The sequence below is a fragment of the Emticicia sp. C21 genome, assembly GCF_003418935.1.
In the GTDB taxonomy this organism is placed as follows: domain Bacteria; phylum Bacteroidota; class Bacteroidia; order Cytophagales; family Spirosomataceae; genus Emticicia.
The window spans coordinates 603,610-623,727 of sequence record NZ_QVMT01000002.1 but is presented as its reverse complement, the minus strand read 5'-3'; the positions used below and the strand labels follow the sequence as shown (position 1 = coordinate 623,727).

The 20,118-nt window shown below is 37.2% G+C and carries 15 protein-coding genes; 12 read left to right on the top strand and 3 right to left on the bottom strand.

What is annotated here, in order from left to right; genetic code table 11:
• Position 1: 1 nt before the first annotated feature.
• The gene (locus D0T08_RS07380) at positions 2–1,909 is read right to left on the bottom strand and encodes a YgiQ family radical SAM protein (protein WP_116981951.1); all 1,908 of its coding nucleotides are present in this window, start codon (positions 1,907–1,909) and stop codon (positions 2–4) included.
• Between the two features lie 108 nt (positions 1,910–2,017).
• Complete coding sequence (locus tag D0T08_RS07375; RefSeq protein ID WP_116981950.1) at positions 2,018–3,313, bottom strand: APC family permease; 1,296 nt, start codon at positions 3,311–3,313, stop codon at positions 2,018–2,020.
• Between the two features lie 845 nt (positions 3,314–4,158).
• Between D0T08_RS07375 and D0T08_RS07370 the strand changes: the two genes are divergently transcribed.
• The 8 genes from D0T08_RS07370 (at position 4,159) to D0T08_RS07335 (ending at position 14,181) form a co-directional block, all read left to right on the top strand.
• The gene (locus D0T08_RS07370; RefSeq protein ID WP_116981949.1) at positions 4,159–5,565 is read left to right on the top strand and encodes a Gfo/Idh/MocA family protein; all 1,407 of its coding nucleotides are present in this window, start codon (positions 4,159–4,161) and stop codon (positions 5,563–5,565) included.
• Positions 5,566–5,577: 12 nt separating this feature from the next.
• Positions 5,578–6,948, top strand: coding sequence for a putative oxidoreductase C-terminal domain-containing protein (locus D0T08_RS07365; protein WP_116981948.1), 1,371 nt, complete (start codon positions 5,578–5,580; stop codon positions 6,946–6,948).
• A 16-nt stretch (positions 6,949–6,964) separates the two neighbouring features.
• A complete protein-coding gene (locus D0T08_RS07360) occupies positions 6,965–8,128 on the top strand; it encodes a Gfo/Idh/MocA family protein (RefSeq protein WP_116981947.1) in 1,164 nt (387 codons plus the stop codon).
• A 183-nt stretch (positions 8,129–8,311) separates the two neighbouring features.
• Entirely contained in the window at positions 8,312–8,923 is a 612-nt protein-coding gene (locus tag D0T08_RS07355) for a TetR/AcrR family transcriptional regulator (RefSeq protein ID WP_116981946.1), read from the top strand.
• Positions 8,924–9,069: 146 nt separating this feature from the next.
• On the top strand, positions 9,070–11,778 hold the full coding sequence (locus D0T08_RS07350; RefSeq protein ID WP_116981945.1) for a tail fiber domain-containing protein: 2,709 nt from the start codon (positions 9,070–9,072) through the stop codon (positions 11,776–11,778).
• A 213-nt stretch (positions 11,779–11,991) separates the two neighbouring features.
• Positions 11,992–12,234, top strand: coding sequence for a hypothetical protein (locus tag D0T08_RS07345; protein WP_116981944.1), 243 nt, complete (start codon positions 11,992–11,994; stop codon positions 12,232–12,234).
• 177 nt (positions 12,235–12,411) lie between these two features.
• Positions 12,412–13,245: a CRISPR-associated endoribonuclease Cas6 gene (gene cas6 / locus D0T08_RS07340; RefSeq protein ID WP_147322726.1), complete on the top strand. Its 834-nt coding sequence runs from the start codon at positions 12,412–12,414 to the stop codon at positions 13,243–13,245.
• Positions 13,246–13,257: 12 nt separating this feature from the next.
• Positions 13,258–14,181 (top strand): YafY family protein, encoded by a 924-nt coding sequence (locus tag D0T08_RS07335; protein ID WP_116981942.1) that lies wholly within the window; start codon positions 13,258–13,260, stop codon positions 14,179–14,181.
• Between the two features lie 60 nt (positions 14,182–14,241).
• Here D0T08_RS07335 and D0T08_RS07330 read toward each other — a convergent pair whose 3' ends face one another.
• Positions 14,242–14,439 carry a hypothetical protein gene (locus D0T08_RS07330; RefSeq protein ID WP_116981941.1) on the bottom strand — a complete coding sequence of 66 codons (198 nt, stop codon included), beginning with the start codon at positions 14,437–14,439 and terminating at the stop codon, positions 14,242–14,244.
• A 163-nt stretch (positions 14,440–14,602) separates the two neighbouring features.
• On the opposite strand from D0T08_RS07330, the gene D0T08_RS07325 reads away from it, so the two are divergent.
• Genes D0T08_RS07325 through cas3 form a run of 4 tightly spaced genes read left to right on the top strand, consistent with a single transcriptional unit; the run spans position 14,603 to position 20,083 of the window.
• Positions 14,603–16,000 carry a type I-B CRISPR-associated protein Cas8b1/Cst1 gene (locus tag D0T08_RS07325; protein ID WP_116981940.1) on the top strand — a complete coding sequence of 466 codons (1,398 nt, stop codon included), beginning with the start codon at positions 14,603–14,605 and terminating at the stop codon, positions 15,998–16,000.
• A 13-nt stretch (positions 16,001–16,013) separates the two neighbouring features.
• A complete protein-coding gene (cas7i, locus tag D0T08_RS07320; RefSeq protein WP_116981939.1) occupies positions 16,014–17,099 on the top strand; it encodes a type I-B CRISPR-associated protein Cas7/Cst2/DevR in 1,086 nt (361 codons plus the stop codon).
• Between the two features lies 1 nt (position 17,100).
• The gene (gene cas5b, locus D0T08_RS07315) at positions 17,101–17,766 is read left to right on the top strand and encodes a type I-B CRISPR-associated protein Cas5b (protein WP_116981938.1); all 666 of its coding nucleotides are present in this window, start codon (positions 17,101–17,103) and stop codon (positions 17,764–17,766) included.
• Positions 17,759–20,083, top strand: a complete 2,325-nt coding sequence (gene cas3 / locus D0T08_RS07310; RefSeq protein ID WP_158561212.1) for a CRISPR-associated helicase Cas3' — start codon at positions 17,759–17,761, stop codon at positions 20,081–20,083. The genes cas5b and cas3 overlap by 8 nt, the downstream gene beginning before the upstream one ends.
• The last annotated feature ends 35 nt before the right edge of the window (positions 20,084–20,118 follow it).

Here is a 20,118-nt window from a genome sequence, read left to right as displayed (position 1 = left end):
ATTATCTGAATCTTTTCTTCTTGTTCTTCACAATACCTACTGGTTCGCTACCTTGTGTTTTCTTTTTAGGGTTGGCTAACAAACGTTCAGCCAAATCAGCACGACTGAGTTTGTGCAAACGGCTGCGAATCCAGCTTTTAAACTCTGGTTTATACCAGAAGAAGAAACGGTTTTGTGCCAGTTTTTCTTCTTTGGTCTTAGCTGTTTTGATAGGCTGCAAGGTATAAGGATGTACGCCCGAATAATAAATAACCTCAGCTACCGTCATTGGCGTTGGCGTAAAGTCCTGTACCTGCTCTAACTGGAAGCCTAAATCTTTGGTTTCGGCAGCCAGATTGGCCATATCCGCTTCTTCACAACCCGGATGAGAGGATATAAAATAAGGTATCAACGGTTGCTTTAGCTGGTGTTTCTCCTGTATATTATCGTATTTCTGCTTAAACTTCCTGAAGTACTTAAATGATGGTTTACGCATGACACGTAGTGTATCGTCAGATGTATGTTCAGGGGCAACTTTCAGACGACCAGATACGTGGCGAGTTACCAACTGCTCCATGTATTCGTCGTGGTTGCCATCCTTGTTATTTTTATTGAAATCATCGACCAATAAATCGTAGCGGATACCTGAACCCACAAAGGCTTTTTTCACTTCGGGATGTGCATCTACTTGCTGATAAATTTTGGTCAATGGCTTATGTGAAGTATCAAGATTAGTGCAGATAACCGGATGAATACAACTCGGTGCCTGACAACGGGCGCAGATAGATTCATCTTTACCTTTCATGCGATACATATTAGCCGATGGTCCGCCCAGATCGGAGATATAACCTTTAAATTCGGGATGTTGCACAATCTGGTCAACCTCTTTCATGATAGATTCTTCACTTCTGGAGGCAATGAATTTACCCTGATGCGCAGATATCGTACAGAAACTACAGCCCCCAAAACAGCCCCGATGCATATTTATCGAGAACTTAATCATTTCGTAAGCCGGAATCGGCCCACGTTTTTTGTATTTGGGGTGCGGCAATCGGGTATAAGGCAAATCAAACGACTGGTCGATTTCCTTCTCGTCCATAATCTTGAACGGAGGGTTAATCACTAAGGTCTGGTCTGCTATTTTCTGAATAATACGATTCGCCTGCCACTTGTTCGATTCTACCTCTACTATCTTGAAATTGGAGGCATATTTGATTTTATCTTTCAGACATACCTCATGGCTTGCTAATTCCACCGTATTCCAACCTCTATCGTCAGGTAATGCTTCTGAGCTATCCTGCAGATAAGCCACCTGATTCACATTCCTGATGGTATTAAGTGGCACCCCTTTCTTTACCAGTTTCAATATCTCACGCAAGGGTTGTTCGCCCATGCCATATACCAATAAATCAGCACCTGAATCAGACAGAATAGAGGGCATCAGCTGGTCTTTCCAGTAATCGTAGTGGGTTACCCGTCTTAAGGAAGCTTCTATTCCTCCTATCAATACTGGTACATCAGGATAGAGTTCTTTTAATATTCTGGTATAAACCGTAGTAGCATAGTCAGGGCGGTACCCTGCTTCTCCACCTGGAGTATAGGAGTCATTCGAACGCAAGCGCTTATTGGCTGTATAGTGATTCACCATCGAATCCATACAACCTGCTGTTACACCAAAGAAGTACTTCGGACGACCATATTTCTTAAAGTCCCGCAAATCATCTCTCCAGTTAGGCTGGGCAATGATGGCAGTCCTGAATCCTTCACTCTCAATAATACGTCCGATAACAGCCGTGCCAAAGGCAGGATGGTCTACATAAGCATCGCCTGAAACGAGTACAACGTCTACTTCGTCCCAACCTCTTTTTTCCACTTCACTCAAAGTAAGTGGCAGCCAATCTGTTATAGGTCTTTCCGGTCTTATAATCATATTACAAAATTAACGGATTTTTACGAGAAATCCGGTATTATTCCGGATATCCGCAGCATCCGCGAGTATTGAACAAAAAAATCAGCAAAAAAGTCCCATAGGCAGAAATCAGGAAGTACGTTTTAATAATTTCATTATCAAATAAATAGCTGAAAGCGATACCACGGCAACACCTACACCTATCCACTCTGATAAATTAAGGTTTGATAAAAACCAGATAATAGAAATAACCGCAATGGCAGGAATTAATAATCCGAAAGGTAATCTGAAAGGAATTTCGGCAGAAGTTTTGTTTGTGAATCGGTACTTGACAACTGCCACCACCACCCCGAGATAAATGATTAATAAAGAAGCACTGGCAATAATAATTAATTGCCTGAAACCACCCGTTACGGCGAATATAAAATCAAGAATAGTATAGATGATAATAGCCCAGTAAGGCGTAGCATACTTAGGATGCACTTTTGCTATAAATTTAGGAGCCCATCCGCTTTGTGCTCCTGCAAATAATACGCGGGGGTACGATAAAATTGAACCGCTTAATGATCCAAACACAGACATAATTCCTCCGATAGTAATCAATGTAGCGCCTGATGGTCCGAAAATCTTCCCTGCCACTGCCGCTAGCGGAGCATCTTTATGATTCACCAACTCTTTGCCTAAAACACCCTGAGCTACCGATTGAATGATTATATACAACAGAATCACAACACTCATCCCGAGCAATATGCCCATGGGAATTACTCGCCTGGGGTTCTTGGTTTCACCGCTTACACTAAGGGCGGCCTCTCCCCCACCAAAAGCAAAGAATAACAATAAAGAGGCTCCTCCTATATTAGGCAGCGTAGGCAATGCCTGCCATTTAAGATTATCTACTGAAACATAAAAAACACCACCCACAATGAGTAACAATAAAGGAACCAGTTTGATAAGCGTATTGATTTTAACCATCGAATTCCCATATTTTACCCCTCTGATATTGATCCAGGCAAAACTGCCGAAAATCAAAATAAAAAACAGACTTCTGTAAGCAAGTATTTGCAGCGATGGGATATAAACAGTCAACATATCTGCCATTGCATTAATCACGGCTGCGTTTATCAATACGCCTGTTCCGAACCAGAAAAGCGCATTAGACAAAAAACCCGCATAGTCGCCAAAAGCTTCGTGAATATAAGCATAGGCTCCTCCTGTCACAGTTACGCGGCTACCAATTTCTGCAAAACATAAGACTATCGTAAACATCAGAATGCCACAGAAGATATACGCGATTATACTAGCCTCTGCCAGATAAGCCGCTACCAGACCCGGCAAAATAAAAATGCCTGCGCCAATAATCATATTTACGGTATTGGCAGCCAGGCCCAGTATATCAATTTCTCTTTTGAGTTTGTCTGTTTCCATTAGTTCAGGGTAATAGTGGTGATTGTCCTGAAAAGTACGGAAAAATTTCTTCTTGAACTTTGATTTAGCTGATTTAATGATTTCGCTGATGTGGAGCAAACTTTGGTTCACCTCAAAAAATTGTCTGAACTTTGCCGCGACGGCGTACCGTTTTACCTTATTTAATCATTGACCTGAAATATTGTGGAGCGAACCTTGCGACGATCGCCTCCAGTTCGCCGAAGAAATTGTCTGAACTATTATTTAACTGATTGAATGATTCCATTGATTTTTAAAATAGCTTTTATAAGAAGGCATAGTGCAATAAAAGTTAACATCAGCATAATCATTCAATCAGGTAAATCAAAGTTTAAGACAGTATACACAGAAATTATACTTTTCCAATGCCTCAGTCTTCTTAATCCCATCTCATCCTCATCCACATAAAGATTAAACAACCAAAATTTCTATAATTTTTACAAGTTCGCCAAAACTATCGGAAACGTTTCCGAAAACGAAACCGGGAGATATAGATTAAAAAATATAAAAAATAGCCATAAAAGTCTTTGTTAAATGCAAAAATAGCCGTAATATTCTTTTGAATTTGATTGGGTAGCAATGATTTGAAAAGCTTAGTCAAACTAAGAAAAATAGATGTAATTGTATTTTATTTAGAATTACCCACCCCCTAAACTATATTGTGTATTCAACTTAAGCATTCCACTAGTAAACACTGACTTCACTATTATGAAACAATTCTACAATTAATGGGACAATACTTGTGGTTGTAATCATTTTAAATCTAGTGTTATGGCCAAACCAATCCCATTTTATCAATACTTTATTCAACCATTCATATAAAAACTATGGCTACCGAACAAAACAATAACATTTCGAGAAGAAAATTCCTTGATTTGAGTAGTAAAGGCGTATTGGCAAGCAGTACACTTCTGGCAGGCTTTCCAACCATTGTTCCCTCTTCTGTTTTTGGTAAAAATGCACCCAGTAACAGAATCAACATTGGGGCTATTGGTGTAGGAAGAATTTCTCGCGGACACGATATGCCGGGTGTATGGAAACATGATACGGCTCAGATTATGGCCGTGTGCGATTTAGATAGTAATCGTATAGAATCAGCGCAGAAATTAGTCAATGGTTATTATACCAAAAAGACCGGCAAAGAGTTCAACGGAGTAACAGGATATGGCGATTACAGAGAATTATTGTCCAATAAAGATATTGATGCCGTTATTGTCAGTACTCCTGACCATTGGCATGCTCCGATTGTAGTACATGCTGTAGAAGCCGGAAAAGACGTGTATGTACAAAAACCTGCTTCATTGACTATCTCAGAAGGCAGAATGATGGCTGATGCCGTAAAGAAATCAGGAAGAATATTGCAGATTGGTAGTCAGCAACGTTCCACTTCACAATTCAGATATGCGGTAGAGTTGGTAAGAAACGGAAGAATAGGTAAATTGCAGAAAGTATATGTGGGTTTGCCGGGCGACCCTTCAGGAAACGAAGAAGCAGAAATGCCGATTCCCAAAAACCTGAATTACGATATGTGGTTAGGCACAACACCGGAGGTGTATTATACTGAAAAACGCGTGCATCCACAGGTCGGTTTCGACCGCCCCGGTTGGTTGCGTTGCGAGCAGTTTGGTGCCGGCATGATTACAGGTTGGGGCGCGCATCATATAGATATTGCACACTGGGGTATGGATAAAGAATATTCAGGGCCAACAGAGATCTGGGGTAAGGCAGATTTCCCAACCAGTGGTTTATGGAATGTACATGGTATTTTTACAACCCATGCGATGTATGACAATGGTGTTGAAATGATTATCAGCAACGAGATTCCAAATGGAATTAAATTTGAGGGAACAGAAGGCTGGATTTTCGTTTCCCGTGGCGATGGAGCGGTTACTTCAAGCGACCCGATAGCAAAACAAAATGCTGCCAAGAAACTAGATGCCAGTGACCCTAAAATTATTACTTCTGAAATCGGGCCGAATGAATTACATTTACCTGTAAGTAATGATCACCATGGTAACTGGTTGGAAAGCGTTGCTTCTCGCAAAGAACCTATTGCTCCGGCTGAAATCGGTCACCGTTCGTGTTCAGCCTGTTTGTTGCATCATGCTGCTATGAAGTTGAAAAGAAGATTATACTGGGATCCGAAAACTGAACGTTTTAAAAACGACAACGAAGCCAACGCACTTTTGTCAAGACCACAAAGAAGTGCTTACGCGATAAAAGTTACTAAATAACCTTAATACCTGATGAGAAAAAAACAGTTAGCAACAGGGTTTGCTCTAGCACTAAGTATGTTAATCAATCAAGAAACATCTGCCCAGACTTCAAAAGAAATCAAACTAATTACCCTTGACCCGGGCCATTTTCATGCGGCTTTGGTACAGAAAAATATGTATCCTGAAGTTAGTCCCGAAGTGAGGGTATATGCCCCAGCGGGCGCTGACCTCAATTTTCACTTACAACGTATTGAGGGATATAATAAACGTGGAGATAATCCAACGAAATGGGTGGAGAAGGTATATACAGGTGCTGATTATTTTGAAAAAATGCTAGCTGAAAAAGCAGGAAACGTGGTGGTAATTGCCGGAAACAATCGGATAAAAGCTGATTATGTCCAAAAGTCAATCAATGCAGGGTTGAATGTATTGGCTGATAAGCCGATGATTATCAATGGTAATGATTTTGACAAATTGAAGAAAACCTTTGCTACTGCTGCGCAGAAAAAGGTGTTGCTTTACGACATCATGACCGAACGTTATGAGATTTCTACTATGCTACAAAGAGAGTTTTCGATGTTACCTTCGGCTTTCGGAAAATTGGAAAAAGGTACACCTGAAAACCCTGCAGTAACCAAAGAAAGTGTGCACCATTTCTATAAATACGTATCAGGAAGTGTGCTTACTCGTCCGTCATGGTTTATGGATATAGCACAACAGGGTGAGGGCATTGTAGATGTAAATACGCACCTGGTAGACCTGATCCAATGGGAGTGTTTTCCTGAGCAGATAATTGATTATCAGAAAGATATTAAGCTGACAAGTGCCCGCCACTGGACTACTGATATGACGTTGAATCAGTTTAAAACTATTACCAAAACAGAGGGTTTTCCTGATTATCTGAAAAAAGATGTATTAAACGATGTCTTAAAGGTATACTGCAATGGAGAAATCAATTATCAGCTAAAAGGTGTGCATGCCAAAGCATCGGTTATCTGGGCTTATCAGGCACCTGAAGGTGGTGGTGATACACACTATTCAATTATGCGAGGAACTAAGGCGAATCTGATTATCAGACAAGGCGCTGAACAGAATTATAAACCAACGCTTTATATAGAGCCTATTAACAATAATGCCGCTTATGAAGCAGGAGTAAAGCAAGCTTTGGCAATAGTTGAGAAAAAATATCCTGGCGTGAGTTTGAAGAAAAATGACAAAGGTTGGGAAGTAGAAATTCCGGAAAAATACAAAGAAGGACATGAAGCCCATTTCGGAAGAGTCACCGAAAAATACCTTGAATATCTGAAAAAAGGCAAACTCCCGGCATGGGAAGTACCCAACATGATTGCCAAATATTATACAACTACCCAGGCCTTAAAACTGGCAACCAAAACTCAATAACAAACCTGATTAAACTATGGAAAACAATCAGAAAAACCGCCGTAACTTCTTAAAAAATAGTCTGGCAAGCACCGCAGGGCTGGTCCTATCAACAAGCCTTGTGAATGAAATTGCCGCAAAATCAAACACTATTGAAGCTCCTTATATTTATAAAAATGTAGCCCCAAGTATCCGTTTTTCGGTGATAGGTCTTAATCATGGTCATATTTATGGGATGACAGAGGCTATCATTCGCGGGGGTGGCGAATTAGTAGCAGTATATGCCAAAGAGCCTGATTTAATGGCTGCCTATGTAAAAAGATATCCGAATGTAAAGCAAGCCACGAGCGAAAAAGAAGTACTGGAAGACAATTCGATACAACTAATCCTGAGTGCTGCGATTGCCAGCGAACGTGCGCCAATCGGAATCAGAGCCATGCAACATGGTAAAGATTTCATGGCTGATAAGCCGGGTATCACTACTCTGGAGCAATTGGCACAGGCAAGAAAAGTACAGAAAGAAACCAAGCGTATCTATTCAATTATGTATAGCGAACGCTTTGAAAACAGGGCTACCGTAAAAGCAGGTGAGTTGATAAAAGAAGGGGTGATTGGCAAAGTAATTCAAACCATAGGCTTGGGGCCTCATAGAATGAATACTAAAACGCGTCCGGAATGGTTTTTTGACCGTAGCAAATTTGGGGGTATCATTACTGATATTGCTTCCCATCAGTTCGACCAGTTTTTATTTTTCACAGGCTCAACCAAAGGCGAAATTGTTAGTTCGCAGGTAGGTAATGTAAATCATCCTGAATTTCCGCTTTTTGAGGATTTCGGTGATGCGATGGTAAAAGGTAATGGTGGCACAGGTTATATCAGAGTAGACTGGTTTACACCAGACGGTCTAAAAACCTGGGGGGATGGCCGATTGACCATCTTAGGAACAGAAGGATTTATTGAGATTCGCAAAAATATAGATATTGCTATTAAAGATACAGGTAATAACCTGTACTTAGTGAATAATAAGGAAACAAAGTATATTGATTGCGGCAAAGAACCTCTCCCATTTGGTGGCCAGTTAGTAAGTGATATTGTGAACAGAACTGAAACAGCTATGACACAGGACCATTGTTTCTTAGCAACTGAATTATCATTAAAGGCACAGAAGTTTGCCAAGAAACTGGAGTTGACAAAATCATAGTTTAGTTTTCATAGATTTTCTACAAACTTTTTATCATAGTCATTGTTACTTAGGACAAAATAAACTAAGTAACAATGACTTTTTTTGATGTTATTTACCTTTGAAAATATTTTTTATCTGAAAATCTGTCAAAAATTTGCTTTATAAATTTCTTATAAACAATTTTGTCGAACAATTTAGTTTATGCCAAGAGTAGACCACGACACCAAGCAAAAAATACTAATAGCTGCTGAGAAGGTATTTCATAAGAATGGATTTAAAGGCACACGCACTACCCAGATTGCCGAAGAAGCAGGTATTAGCCGTACGATGCTGCACTATTATTTCCGAACCAAAGAATCACTTTTTCAGGAGATATTGGAAAGTACATTAAATACAGTATTTTTTCACATGAAGCGCCTGATAGGTGAGCAGTTCGATTTAGATACGTTGGTGGGAGGTATTATTGAAGTAGTAAGTGATTTGTTTGAAGCCAAACCCGGATTACCCGGTTTTCTGGTCAATCTATTTAATGAATCAGAAGAATTAGCGTATTTTCTGGCACATTCACAACAGGATACGATCCCGTTTCAGTTAGACGAAATTCTTAAAAATGAAAAACAACGAGGTACTGTGAGTGAGGACGTGACCGGCGAAGATTTAATTATGAATATTTACGGCCTATGTGTTATGCCCTATCTGACAATGGCTTATGTAAAAGCCAAAGAAAACAGAGACGAAGAAAGTATGAAAGCCTTTATCAGGAAAAGAAGGGGTAAAATTAAGGCATTCGTGCTGAATGGCATCAAGCCTTAATTTTAAAAAAAATGACCCTATGGTCATATTTTTTTAACCTTAATTAAACAATTTTGTCGAACAATTTTGTCGCATAATTCAAATAAAACATCAGAAACCTTAATTAGTCCTTAGTAATTTATCAAAACATCAAAGCCCATTTACCCATGAATACATATATAAAACTTAAGCACATTTTCTTATCTATTCTTTTTTCTTTGGTTTCCTTAACAGAGGTGTTCTCACAAAGCGTAACTATACTACCAAAATCACAAACGAATAGCGATACCCTATCAACCAAATTCATAAGAATGACTAATGGCGCAGGCATATCTAAAGTGATGGTTTCAGATAATAATGGAAATGGCAGATGGGCTGATACTCTATCAACTAAATCTATTAGATTAACGAATGGGGCTGGTTGGTATAAAGTGATGGCTTCAGATAATAATGGAAATGGTAGGTGGACAGATACCGTATCAACCAAATTTCTTAGAATGATTAATGGTGCAGGGGCGCTTAAAGTAATGACCTCAGACGAGACAGGCAATGGAATCTGGACTGATCCTAATTTTTTTAAAGACGCTTATTGGGCTATTAATAATAGTCATTTATATCAGGTACCTTCAGTTAATTTAGGCATAGGTACTGATAACCCTAACTATAAATTAGATGTTAGGAGTTCTGCTTCTCCAACAGTTGCGAATTTTAAAGGAAGTGAGACTAATGGTGTAGGGATAAGAATCTCTTCTGGCGTTACCGGTAGTATTGATGAAACTCCTATTTCGAAAGAGTGGCAGATATTTCACTCAGGAACAGGAATCGCCAGTGAAAATGGTGGATATGGGCAACTACACTTCAAAGACCATGAAGGTACCCGAATGATTATCCGGAATACAGGAAGGGTTGGTATAGGGGTAACAAACCCATCAGAAATGCTTGAAGTAGATGGCAATGCGCGTATTAATGGAAGAATAGATATACGCAACACAGGTTTAGGGGTATTTATTGGCGAAGGAGCAGGGAAAAGTGATGATTTAACCTCTAAATACAACACTTTTGTTGGCTTTAATTCTGGGTCTAAAACTATTTCCGGTGCAGATAATCTGGCTATAGGTGCCGGAGCATTAGAAAATAATATTACAGGAAATTTTAACACTGCTCTAGGACGTCTTGCCCTTAATACTAGTGCTTCCGGAACTCATAATACAGCTTTAGGTGCTTATGCAGGTGGCAATTCATCAGGAAGTTTTAATGTATTTCTGGGATACGGAGCAGGTGAAAACGAAAACACCAATGATAAATTGTATATCCATAACTCTAACACTACCACCCCCTTAATTTATGGCGATTTTCTAAATCGTAATATGGGAGTAAATGGTAGATTAATTATAGGGGCGCATGAACCTCTTGAAAGTGCAAGTAAACTGGATGTACTAGCAACGGCAAATGCACGTTTTATCGTACAGAGTTGGACACCAGCTAATAATGGACTAGTTGTTGCAAGGCTACTGTCTTCTACAAGTGTTGCGCCTCAACTGCGTTTTGAACGTACCGGAAACAATTTTGTCGATGTGGGTCAGGATACTAATGGGTCATTTGCAGTAGAAACTGGAGGTGATATTTCACGTTTTGTTATTAAAAATACAGGCGAAGTAGGAATAGGCGTTACAAATCCGGTAGCTCAATTTGAAATAGCAAGTACTCAAAAAGACCTTATCAGTGCTTTAGGCTCTTCTACTTCAGGAACATGGTTTCATTTAACAAACTCTACTTCAGGTGGTAAAGGCTGGAGATTTATTTCTACAGGGAGCGGAAATACTGAAGGGTCTGGCAATCTATTGATAAAAGAAGAAGGAAATTCAAGAATGATTATTAAGAACACTTCAGGAGCGGTAGGATTTGGCACAATCAATCCTGGTTCTCAGTTAGAAGTGGTAAGCACAACCAATGAAACGCTACTGGCTAATAGCTCATCTGTTACAGGCACATGGTTTAGTCTTAAAAATACTTCAACCAACGGCAATACCTGGAAATTTGTCTCTTTAGGCAATTCAAATACCGAAGGTGCCGGGCATTTACTAATAAAAGACGCCGGCGGCAGTAAAATAATTATCAAAAGCAATGGCGCGGTTGGTATAGGTACCGAAATTCCTACCAAAGCAAAATTGGTAGTAGATGGTAACTTGTCAAGTAGTTCATCACCATATGGTTATCTGAATAGCAGTGGTTCTACTGGAACTGCAAGCGGAACAAATACTTACTCCATTTATGCTACTCATCGTATTGCCACTTCCGAGTTAAACGTGTATTCTGATGCCCGCATTAAGAAAGTTAAAGGTTTGTCTGATAATGCCAAAGACCTGGAAATTTTAAAAAATATTCAGATAACCAATTATCAATTAATTGATTCAATCTCAAAAGGAAATACGAACTATAAAAAAGTAATTGCCCAACAGGTAGAAGAGAGTTATCCTTCTGCTGTGACTAAAATGACAGATTTCATACCAGATATTTACCAGTTAAGCTCTATCGAAAAAGGATTTATTCCATTAGCCAAAACAACTTTAAAAGCAGGTGACAAACTTAAATTAATGACTGAAGAAAAACAGGAAGTGGTAGAAGTACTTTCTGTTTTCGCCAACGGTATTCAGGTCAATTCAGAAAAAAGCGGAAAAGTATTTGTCTATGGCAAAGAGGTAAACGACTTCCGAACGGTTGATTACGAAGCTTTGACAACCCTCAATATTTCTGCTACTCAACAATTATTAAAACGCATTGAGATGTTAGAAAAAGAGAATCAGGATATTAAGCAATTAAGACAAGATGTAGAAAGTCTGAAAAACATACTGCTAGTGAGTCAAAAAGGAAAATAATAAACATTATAACTATTGAATTCCGAAAGACAGTTACTATTGGTGGCTGTCTTTTTTCGTTAATGACATCCTGATTAATAAAGCATAGAATAATCTCCTGCCATTTAAATTGATTAATGACCTGTCAAATAAAAACTCTTAAAAAACTATGATAATTGGAAAAAACTTCTATTTTTGAGAACAAAATCTAACTTTTGCAAAAACGTATAATTTATGAAAACGACTGATTATCAAAGAGAGTATCAAAAAAAATACAGGGAAAAAAATCGAGAAAAACTGAATCAAAGGTCTCGTCAGTATGCCGAGCAACATCGGGATGAAATGAAAGAGTATTGCCGTGAATATCGTAAGATAAATAAAGACCGCGTGAATGCCTATGAAATAGAACGTAGGAGAAAAAATAAAGAAAGAAGGCTTTCAGCCAAAAGTGATAAACCAGATAACATGAATTCATAAAGAGACAACATTTTTAGTAAAAAGCTACTTTTAAGAGTAGCTTTTTTACATTAATATGCTATTGAATCCTGTCATTAGATACGGAAGTTGTTTAGGATTATTCTTTCACAAAAGAAAGATGACCGGAAAATAAATACTCAATTCCTGACTTGCTTCTACCTGATTTTTAACCTAATATTGAAAACTAAACAGCCTGCTGCGATGCGATTCAGATTGACCTTACGTCCCGAAACCTCCCTACAAAAACTTACGCTTAATTATAACTATCCTTTTTCAAGTTGGGTATATGCCCGTATTCAGGAATCTGATGCTGATTATGCTGCTTTTCTGCACCATCAGGGCTATCAGGTAGAGAATTCGGCTAAGAATTTTAAACACTTCACTTTTTCAAAATTCGACATACCGCACAAAGCCAGGCCTATTGAAAAGGGTGAGGATTTTATACTGCTTTCTGATCGGCCTATATACATTACCGTTTCTTTCTTTATTGATAAAGCTGCTGAGGATTTTATTATTGGTCTTTTCAAAAATCAACGCATCAGTGTTTATAATAAAAAATATCAGGCAGATTTTGTGATAGAGTCTGTAGAATCAATGGCAGCACCTCTCGCAGATACTACTCCAAAGCGATTCAGAGCCACCTCCCCTATGGTGATTGCAGAAAAACGCCCCGACGGCAACGACGACTACCTACCCCCTACTGACCCCAGATTTGCCCACTATTTCGCCATCAATCTGCTCGACAAATATGAGTCTGTATATGGTAAAGGGATGCAGATGGATACCGCCAGCCTTGAAAAACTCATCAGCTTTAAACTGGTTGACACGGATAGAATGCGGTCGAAATTGATTGCCATCAAGCAAGACCGCGACAATGAAACCAAAATAAAAGGCTATGAAAACTTTGTCTTTGAACTGAACGCTCCTGCACAGGTAATAGAAGTGGGCTTTTATGGAGGCTTTGGGAAATTTACCTCATCGGCTGGGATGGGCTATTGTGAAATTTTATAAAACAACAGGCTGATGAACGTTTTTCATGATAATAGTCCTAAAAACAGACTATTGAGTGTTCTGAGAAATTTACTGGAACAACCCTCTTACTATACTCTTAATATGTTGGCTACTAAGTATGGCGTAGACCCCTATTCTATTAAAAGAGATATTAGAGAATTGCGGAACGCCGATTTTATGATAAAAGTGGCCAATAAAAACAGATATTATATTGCCTCCAATCAATCGCTGGAATACTTGCAGGATATCTTGTTTTTTACGGAGCCAGAAAAAGAATTTTTGTTGGAAGCCCTGACTAAAGCTAATGCTTCAGATAAACGTCTGGAGAAAATCAGAGCGAAGCTTGAGACCATCTATGATGTTTCAAAACTAGGTAGTAGCTTATTCTCAAAGACCTTTCTCAACAAAGCTAACCTACTGGAACAAGCTAAAAAGCAAAAACGAGTAGTACAACTGGTCAATTATCGCTCAACTATGAGTAGCAAGGTAAGTAACAGACTCGTAGAGCCTTTTAATGTGAGTACCAAAGACGATATTCTTCATGCCTTTGATTTAGATAAAAAGGTAATACGACATTTCCGGATTTCAAGAATTGAGAAAGTAAAAGTACAGGACCAGCCCTGGCAGTATGAAACAAAACACCATTCTGCGGCGACTGACCCATTCAGGATTGTGAGCGACCAACAGGTATTTGTGCATCTGAAACTAAAGACAGGTGCCTTAAATGAATTGATCGAACGGTTCCCATTAGCTCAGGCGTATATACAACCCTGCGCCGAGCACGACGACCTCTATGATTTTGCCTGTAAAGTGAATGATGAGTTTTTTGGATTAACCAATTTTATAATGGGCTATTTTGAGCATATAGAGTCCATTATTGAGCCGGAATCATTGATTGAGCATATTCGGGCGAAGAGTAGGGAGATAAAATTTTAGGGGATTTTTAGTGGTGGGGCAAATATTGCCCTAAGAGCAATCTAATATTTGCTTTATAATTTACTTTTTAGCTTTTTTTTGAAATAAAGGATTAGTTTTTTTTAGATTTTCTAATTCAGATAACAACTTAGGCATGATTAAATTTTCAATTTCCTTGCTACGTTTAGCAGATAGAGGTTCTCCTTTGATGTTGTCAAAACAGCTATCATCAAATACAATTGCAGAATCAGAGTTTTCTTTTTTGATAGTAAATTTCATGTACATTGAAAAATATTGTTCAAAGATAATAAAGAGTCCTAAATCTTTTGCCTACCTAACAGAGAATAGAGTAAAGCAAAAATCTATAGTTAAACAGCGTATTACCTTAGAGATTGTAAGTTTAGAAAATAAAATCAATTGAAATAAATATATTGAACATACAATGAATGATTTCATAAAACCAACAGGTGACCCTTTTATAGATGTCGGTGGCTTTGTATTAGAATATCTGATAGAAAAATCCCCTGACAAAACCATCCTAGAACATATAGCATATGCAACGGATATTTATGTAAAGTATTGGGGTGGCAAATTGCATACCTACTTTTTAAATTCTTCTATCACTCAACCTGCCTTTAATACAGAGAAGAAAATAGAAGAGACAATGAAATATTATTGTGGTCTTATAGAGGAAACAAATAAAGACTACAAAACTGGGTATTGTCGTATAGTAGGAACAGAAACCAAACTTTATATTGCCGGGAGACATAATCATATGATGTCTGCTTCAAGTGCATTTATTAACTTTCATAGTGCTTATGAAAGTGGTTTATACTTTTCTAAAGAAGCCTTAATACGTACCTTTTTTATCCCATTAGGAGTATGCTTTGTAGGTGATAAAATTGCGTTACTGCAAAGTAACTATGATACCGTAAGTCGATTTTTAATTAAAAAAAATGTTGATACCAATCTTGCAAATGTTGCAAATGGGTTAGCAGAGGGGACATTAAAATCAGAGTTTGGAATTATTTCAAATGCCTTATTTAATTTTGCCGACTCTTGCATTAATGAATTGCCTAATGCCGTTCCAGAGGATGAGAGTGATATTGCACTTCCGGATGTACAATTAAATATGTATCACTTTACCAATTTTGGAGCAAGCCCTGATATTGAACTTCATACGTTTTCAAATCTGCTTTTTAAGTTCTACGGTCATTGCAAAAAGCACTACGCTAAAGAATGGAGTGATTTCATCAATCAACACTATAAATCTTCAAAGTTTAAAGAGGCGCAATTTGACGAGAAAACCCAGGAGTGGTATAATAAAAAAGAACACCTTTCTTACTCAGATTATAAGGTTTGGAACAATCCCATTCTGAATAAATTAATTAAAAATACTTCAATAATCCCAAATCTGCGTCAATGGAGTAAAAACCATCAATTTAGCTTTAATATCATAGAAATTTACTGCATAAATATATTAAAAATGGATAAATATACAATTCAGAAAATTAAAGAACTGGCGGATTTCATTCTTAATGATAAGTCAGAAGACCAGATAAAAAAGGCTCTAGTCAAGCTTAATGGTTTAAAGAGCAGTAGTGATTTTAGACTCTATTTAATAAAGTTGATTAAAGACAATTATGAAGCTAAAACACCTGCGCCACTCATAACATTAGAAGATTATGTGTTTTACCTATTTCCAGATGGATCATTCTGGAGAGATACCCGAGACCTATTGATAATAGCTATTTATCAGAAATTACATGAAACCAATCGTTACATCTCAATTGAAGATGAACCTGAAAATGAAGAAGACAATAATATTCAAAACTATTAAACTTATTTAACAAATGGATTTACTAAAAACACAAGGATTTGTATTAATCGATGTAGATGTAGTAGCGCTTAATAATGCAGGTAAGAGCTCAAGTACAAATTTTGATAATGGAGTTGCGACAAAAACCATTTCAAAAAATGGCAGTAAATTTACCTATGTTTCTGGCCAAGCCTGGAGATATTGGTGGAGAGAAACACTGAGGAAGGATTTTAATTGGGATCTATCACCAATTACCAGAGAGAGTAAAATTGCGTTTACAGACGCCAACCCTCTAAAATATGCAGACGATGATGTTTTTGGATACATGAAAGCAGCAAAAGATGTTGTTTTAAAAGAGGATGGCACTCCAGAACTCGACTCTAAAGGGAAAGAGAAAAAAGAAGATGTTACGGTTACACGCATTTCTCCTTTAAAAAACTCTGTTTTAGTCTCAGTAGCAAGTACAAAAACTGAAGAACATTGGTCAAGTATGGCACGGCAAGATGGCGACTCAGTACCATATAGCAAAGAAGAATATAGTGCTGTAATGAAAGGAATGTTCTCTATTGATTTGGCACAGATAGGTACTTTTGCTACCTACAATAAAACAGGCTTCAAGAATCTTACTTCAAAATTACAAGAAGAGGGCATTGCCAATGGTTGTTCTACCATAGATGATTCATTTGTGAAAGATGCTAAAGGCATTCCTCAAAAGTTAGTTCAATTACCAAAACAAACCAGATTGAAGAGAACCCTAGATACTCTTAAAGCTCTTAAAACTATTTCCGGGGGGGCTATGCAAACGAATAATATGGGAGATGTAACTCCTAAATTTATAATCTTGGCAACAACTACAAGTGGCAATCATCCTTTTTCTCATATTGCAAAAGCAGAAGGAGCATTCAAAAATATTGCAGTACTGAATATTGAGGCGATTAAGGAAGTATTAGAAGATTATAAAGACCAGATTAAAGGAAGAGTTTTTATAGGTAAGAGATCTGGATTTATGGATGAAATCAATAACGATTTACAAAGCTTGACCTCAGATAATGTGGTTGTAACCACAGTTAATCAGGCCATAGAGGGCTATTGCAAGCAACTAGAAACCCAAATTGTTTAATATGAAATTCTATAAAATAGATATTTCGGGTTGGACAGCCAGTTTCAGATACCCCAATCTGATTAGTGGCTATCAGCCAACTTTGGAAGTACCGCCTTTAAGTACGGTTTTAGGTTTAATCAATGCTGCTGCAGGTAAATTCGTTAGCTATAAAAATGACAAAATAGGGTATTATTTTGAATTTGATGCTATCGGCACTGATTTGGAAACCATATATCAGATGGATGGAAACGGGAAAACAACTAACAACATAGCAAAGTCAAATGTTATTAGACGCCAATTTTTATTTAATCCACGTCTGATAATATATACTTCTAATCCTCAAATCGCTGACTATTTCAAAAGCCCTGTTTATCCAATACTTTTAGGGAGAATGAATGACTTAGCGACAATTGATAATATTTCTGAGCTAGAAATGCAGTCAGTTGATGAAGATATAGAGATAAAAGGACAAATCGTACCAACATTTCCTTATCAATTAGCCGGGCAGATTCAAGCATTACCTGAGTATTTTACGAATACCTTTCCCAGAAAGAACTTAGGCACTAAACCTTTTTCTATTGTATCGCATAGAAATGGTGTCAAAACTTCAAGCATTAAAGCTTTGCATGATAATGACCTTAATGTGAATATTTTTATGCACGCTATTAATTATGAGCATGAATGAAATCTTAGCCAAATCTGAACCTCAACTGCCATTATATGTGCATATTGATGACTGTTTGAAAATTCACTCGTTGCTAAAAGATCAATTTGCTGACATAACTAAAATCCCAAATATTCCTACGGAATTTTGGGAGTATGTCAGAATCTGTATGATTTTTCATGACCTTGGTAAAAGTCATATTGAATTTCAAAATATTCTAAGAAATCAACCAAATAAGTGGGATAAACAAAGACATGAATTATTCTCTCTACCTTTTTTTGAGGCTTTTGATGGAATAGATAATGAATCTGTAAAGTATCTTATGCTTTTAGCTATTACAGGCCATCACAAGGATTTTGGGAATCTTTATTCAAAATATATTAACAATTTTTATCAGGATGAAACGCCTGATGATGGTCTTCAACTAAACTTAGGGTCAATTGCAGCAAGAACATTCAAGGATGAATTTAAAAAAGTTGATGTAGAGGCAATAAAACAACTTCTGAAAGATAAATACGGTATTGAAATCAATCGAAGAATTAATATTTCAAACCAATTTAACTTTATCAGGAAGTATAATAATAAAGGGGTAATTATTAACAATGCTAACTATTGGTTTTTAGTACTCTTATTTGGTGCTGTTAAAAACTGTGACCATTTAGGTTCTGCACGAATACAGCATATCTCGTCTGTTAATACTCAGGACTTTCAATTTTTGACAAATCAACAGAAATATTTACAAGAGAAAGGATTAGACTTTTATCAACATCAAAAAATCTGTGCGCAGACTTTAGGCAATGTTATATTAACTGCGCCAACTGGTTCCGGAAAAACTGAGAGTGCGTTTTTATGGATTAAAAATCACTTTAGTTTCAACCAGACAGGTCGTATTTTCTATATTCTTCCATTCACAGCCTCAATTAATGCTATGTTTGAAAGACTAAGCGCTGTTATTGAAAAAGAAAAAGTTGGTATGCTTCATGGGAAACTTAGTGCTTATTTAAATGATTATTTCGAAGAACATCAATACAGCCAGAATACCAAAAAAGAGGCCATTGACGAATTAAAGAATAAATTTAAGTATGTTACGACTCCTATAAAAGTCTGTACACCTTTTCAACTTTTAAAGCACCTTTTCGGATTAAAGGGTTTTGAACAAGGGTTATTTGAGTGGACAAATAGTTATTTTATCTTCGATGAAATACACGCCTACGACCCTAAAACTTTTGCACAAATAAAGGTTCTTCTGGAGTTTGCTACTCAGTATTTAAATGTAAAAGTAATGGTAATGACGGCAACCTTACCAAATTTTCTAAGAAAACATATACAAGAAGCCATTAAAACCTTTACCCCCGTCAATACTGATAATTCTCTTTTTAAAGAATTTAAAAGACATAGAATTATTTTAAAAGAAGGGTTATTAGCAAATAATCTTGATATAATTATCAATGATTTAAAAGCCGGTAAAAAAGTATTGGTGGTTTGTAATACCGTGCTTGAAGCCCAAAAAGTTTATAGAGATTTGAAAGATTATTCTACTAACGCTGTCTTGCTGCACGGAGGCTTTAATGGGGAGGATAGAAACAGACATGAGCAAACTCTCTTAAAAGCTGAAAAAAGAGACGATTTGAAGGACGTAAATCTTCTTGTCGGCACACAGGCTATAGAAATTAGCTTAGATATAGATTTTGAAGTAATCTATTCTGAACCTGCGCCAATTGATGCTTTATTACAACGTTTTGGCAGAGTAAATCGAAAAAGACAGAGAGGCATTTCTACTTGTTTTGTTTTTACAGAAAATAACAGTTCTGACTTTTATATGTACGACAAAGATGTTATAAAAAGAACATTAGAAATGCTGTCAAAACCAGAAAACGAGGAATCAATTGATGAAGCGACATTGCAGGAATACATTGATCATGTTTATGAAAGCTGGAATAAAAAACAAGAAGATGAATTTCGAATGACTTATGATACAATGAAGATGACTCTTGATAACCTTGTTCCATTAAAACACTCCAAAGATAAAGAAGAAGATTTTTATAAATCTTTTGATGGCGCCAAGATTCTTCCACAAGAATTAAAGCAAGACTTTGAAGGCTATTTGATGTCGTTTGATTTTATCAAGGCTGATAACCTTAAGGTATCAATAAAGAAAAATAGATTTAGTCAATGGAGCGTAAGCGGAAACATAAGAAAAGAAAGCTTCTCTTTCGAAAAAAATAAAAAAGGAGATCTATTAAAGATTGAATACTTTATTACTAATAAAGTTTACGATCCTGAATTTGGTTTGTTTAAAGACAAACAACAACCCTGGCAAGATTTCAACACACTTTAATTATGCCCATCACCGCAACTCTCATCAATTACCTG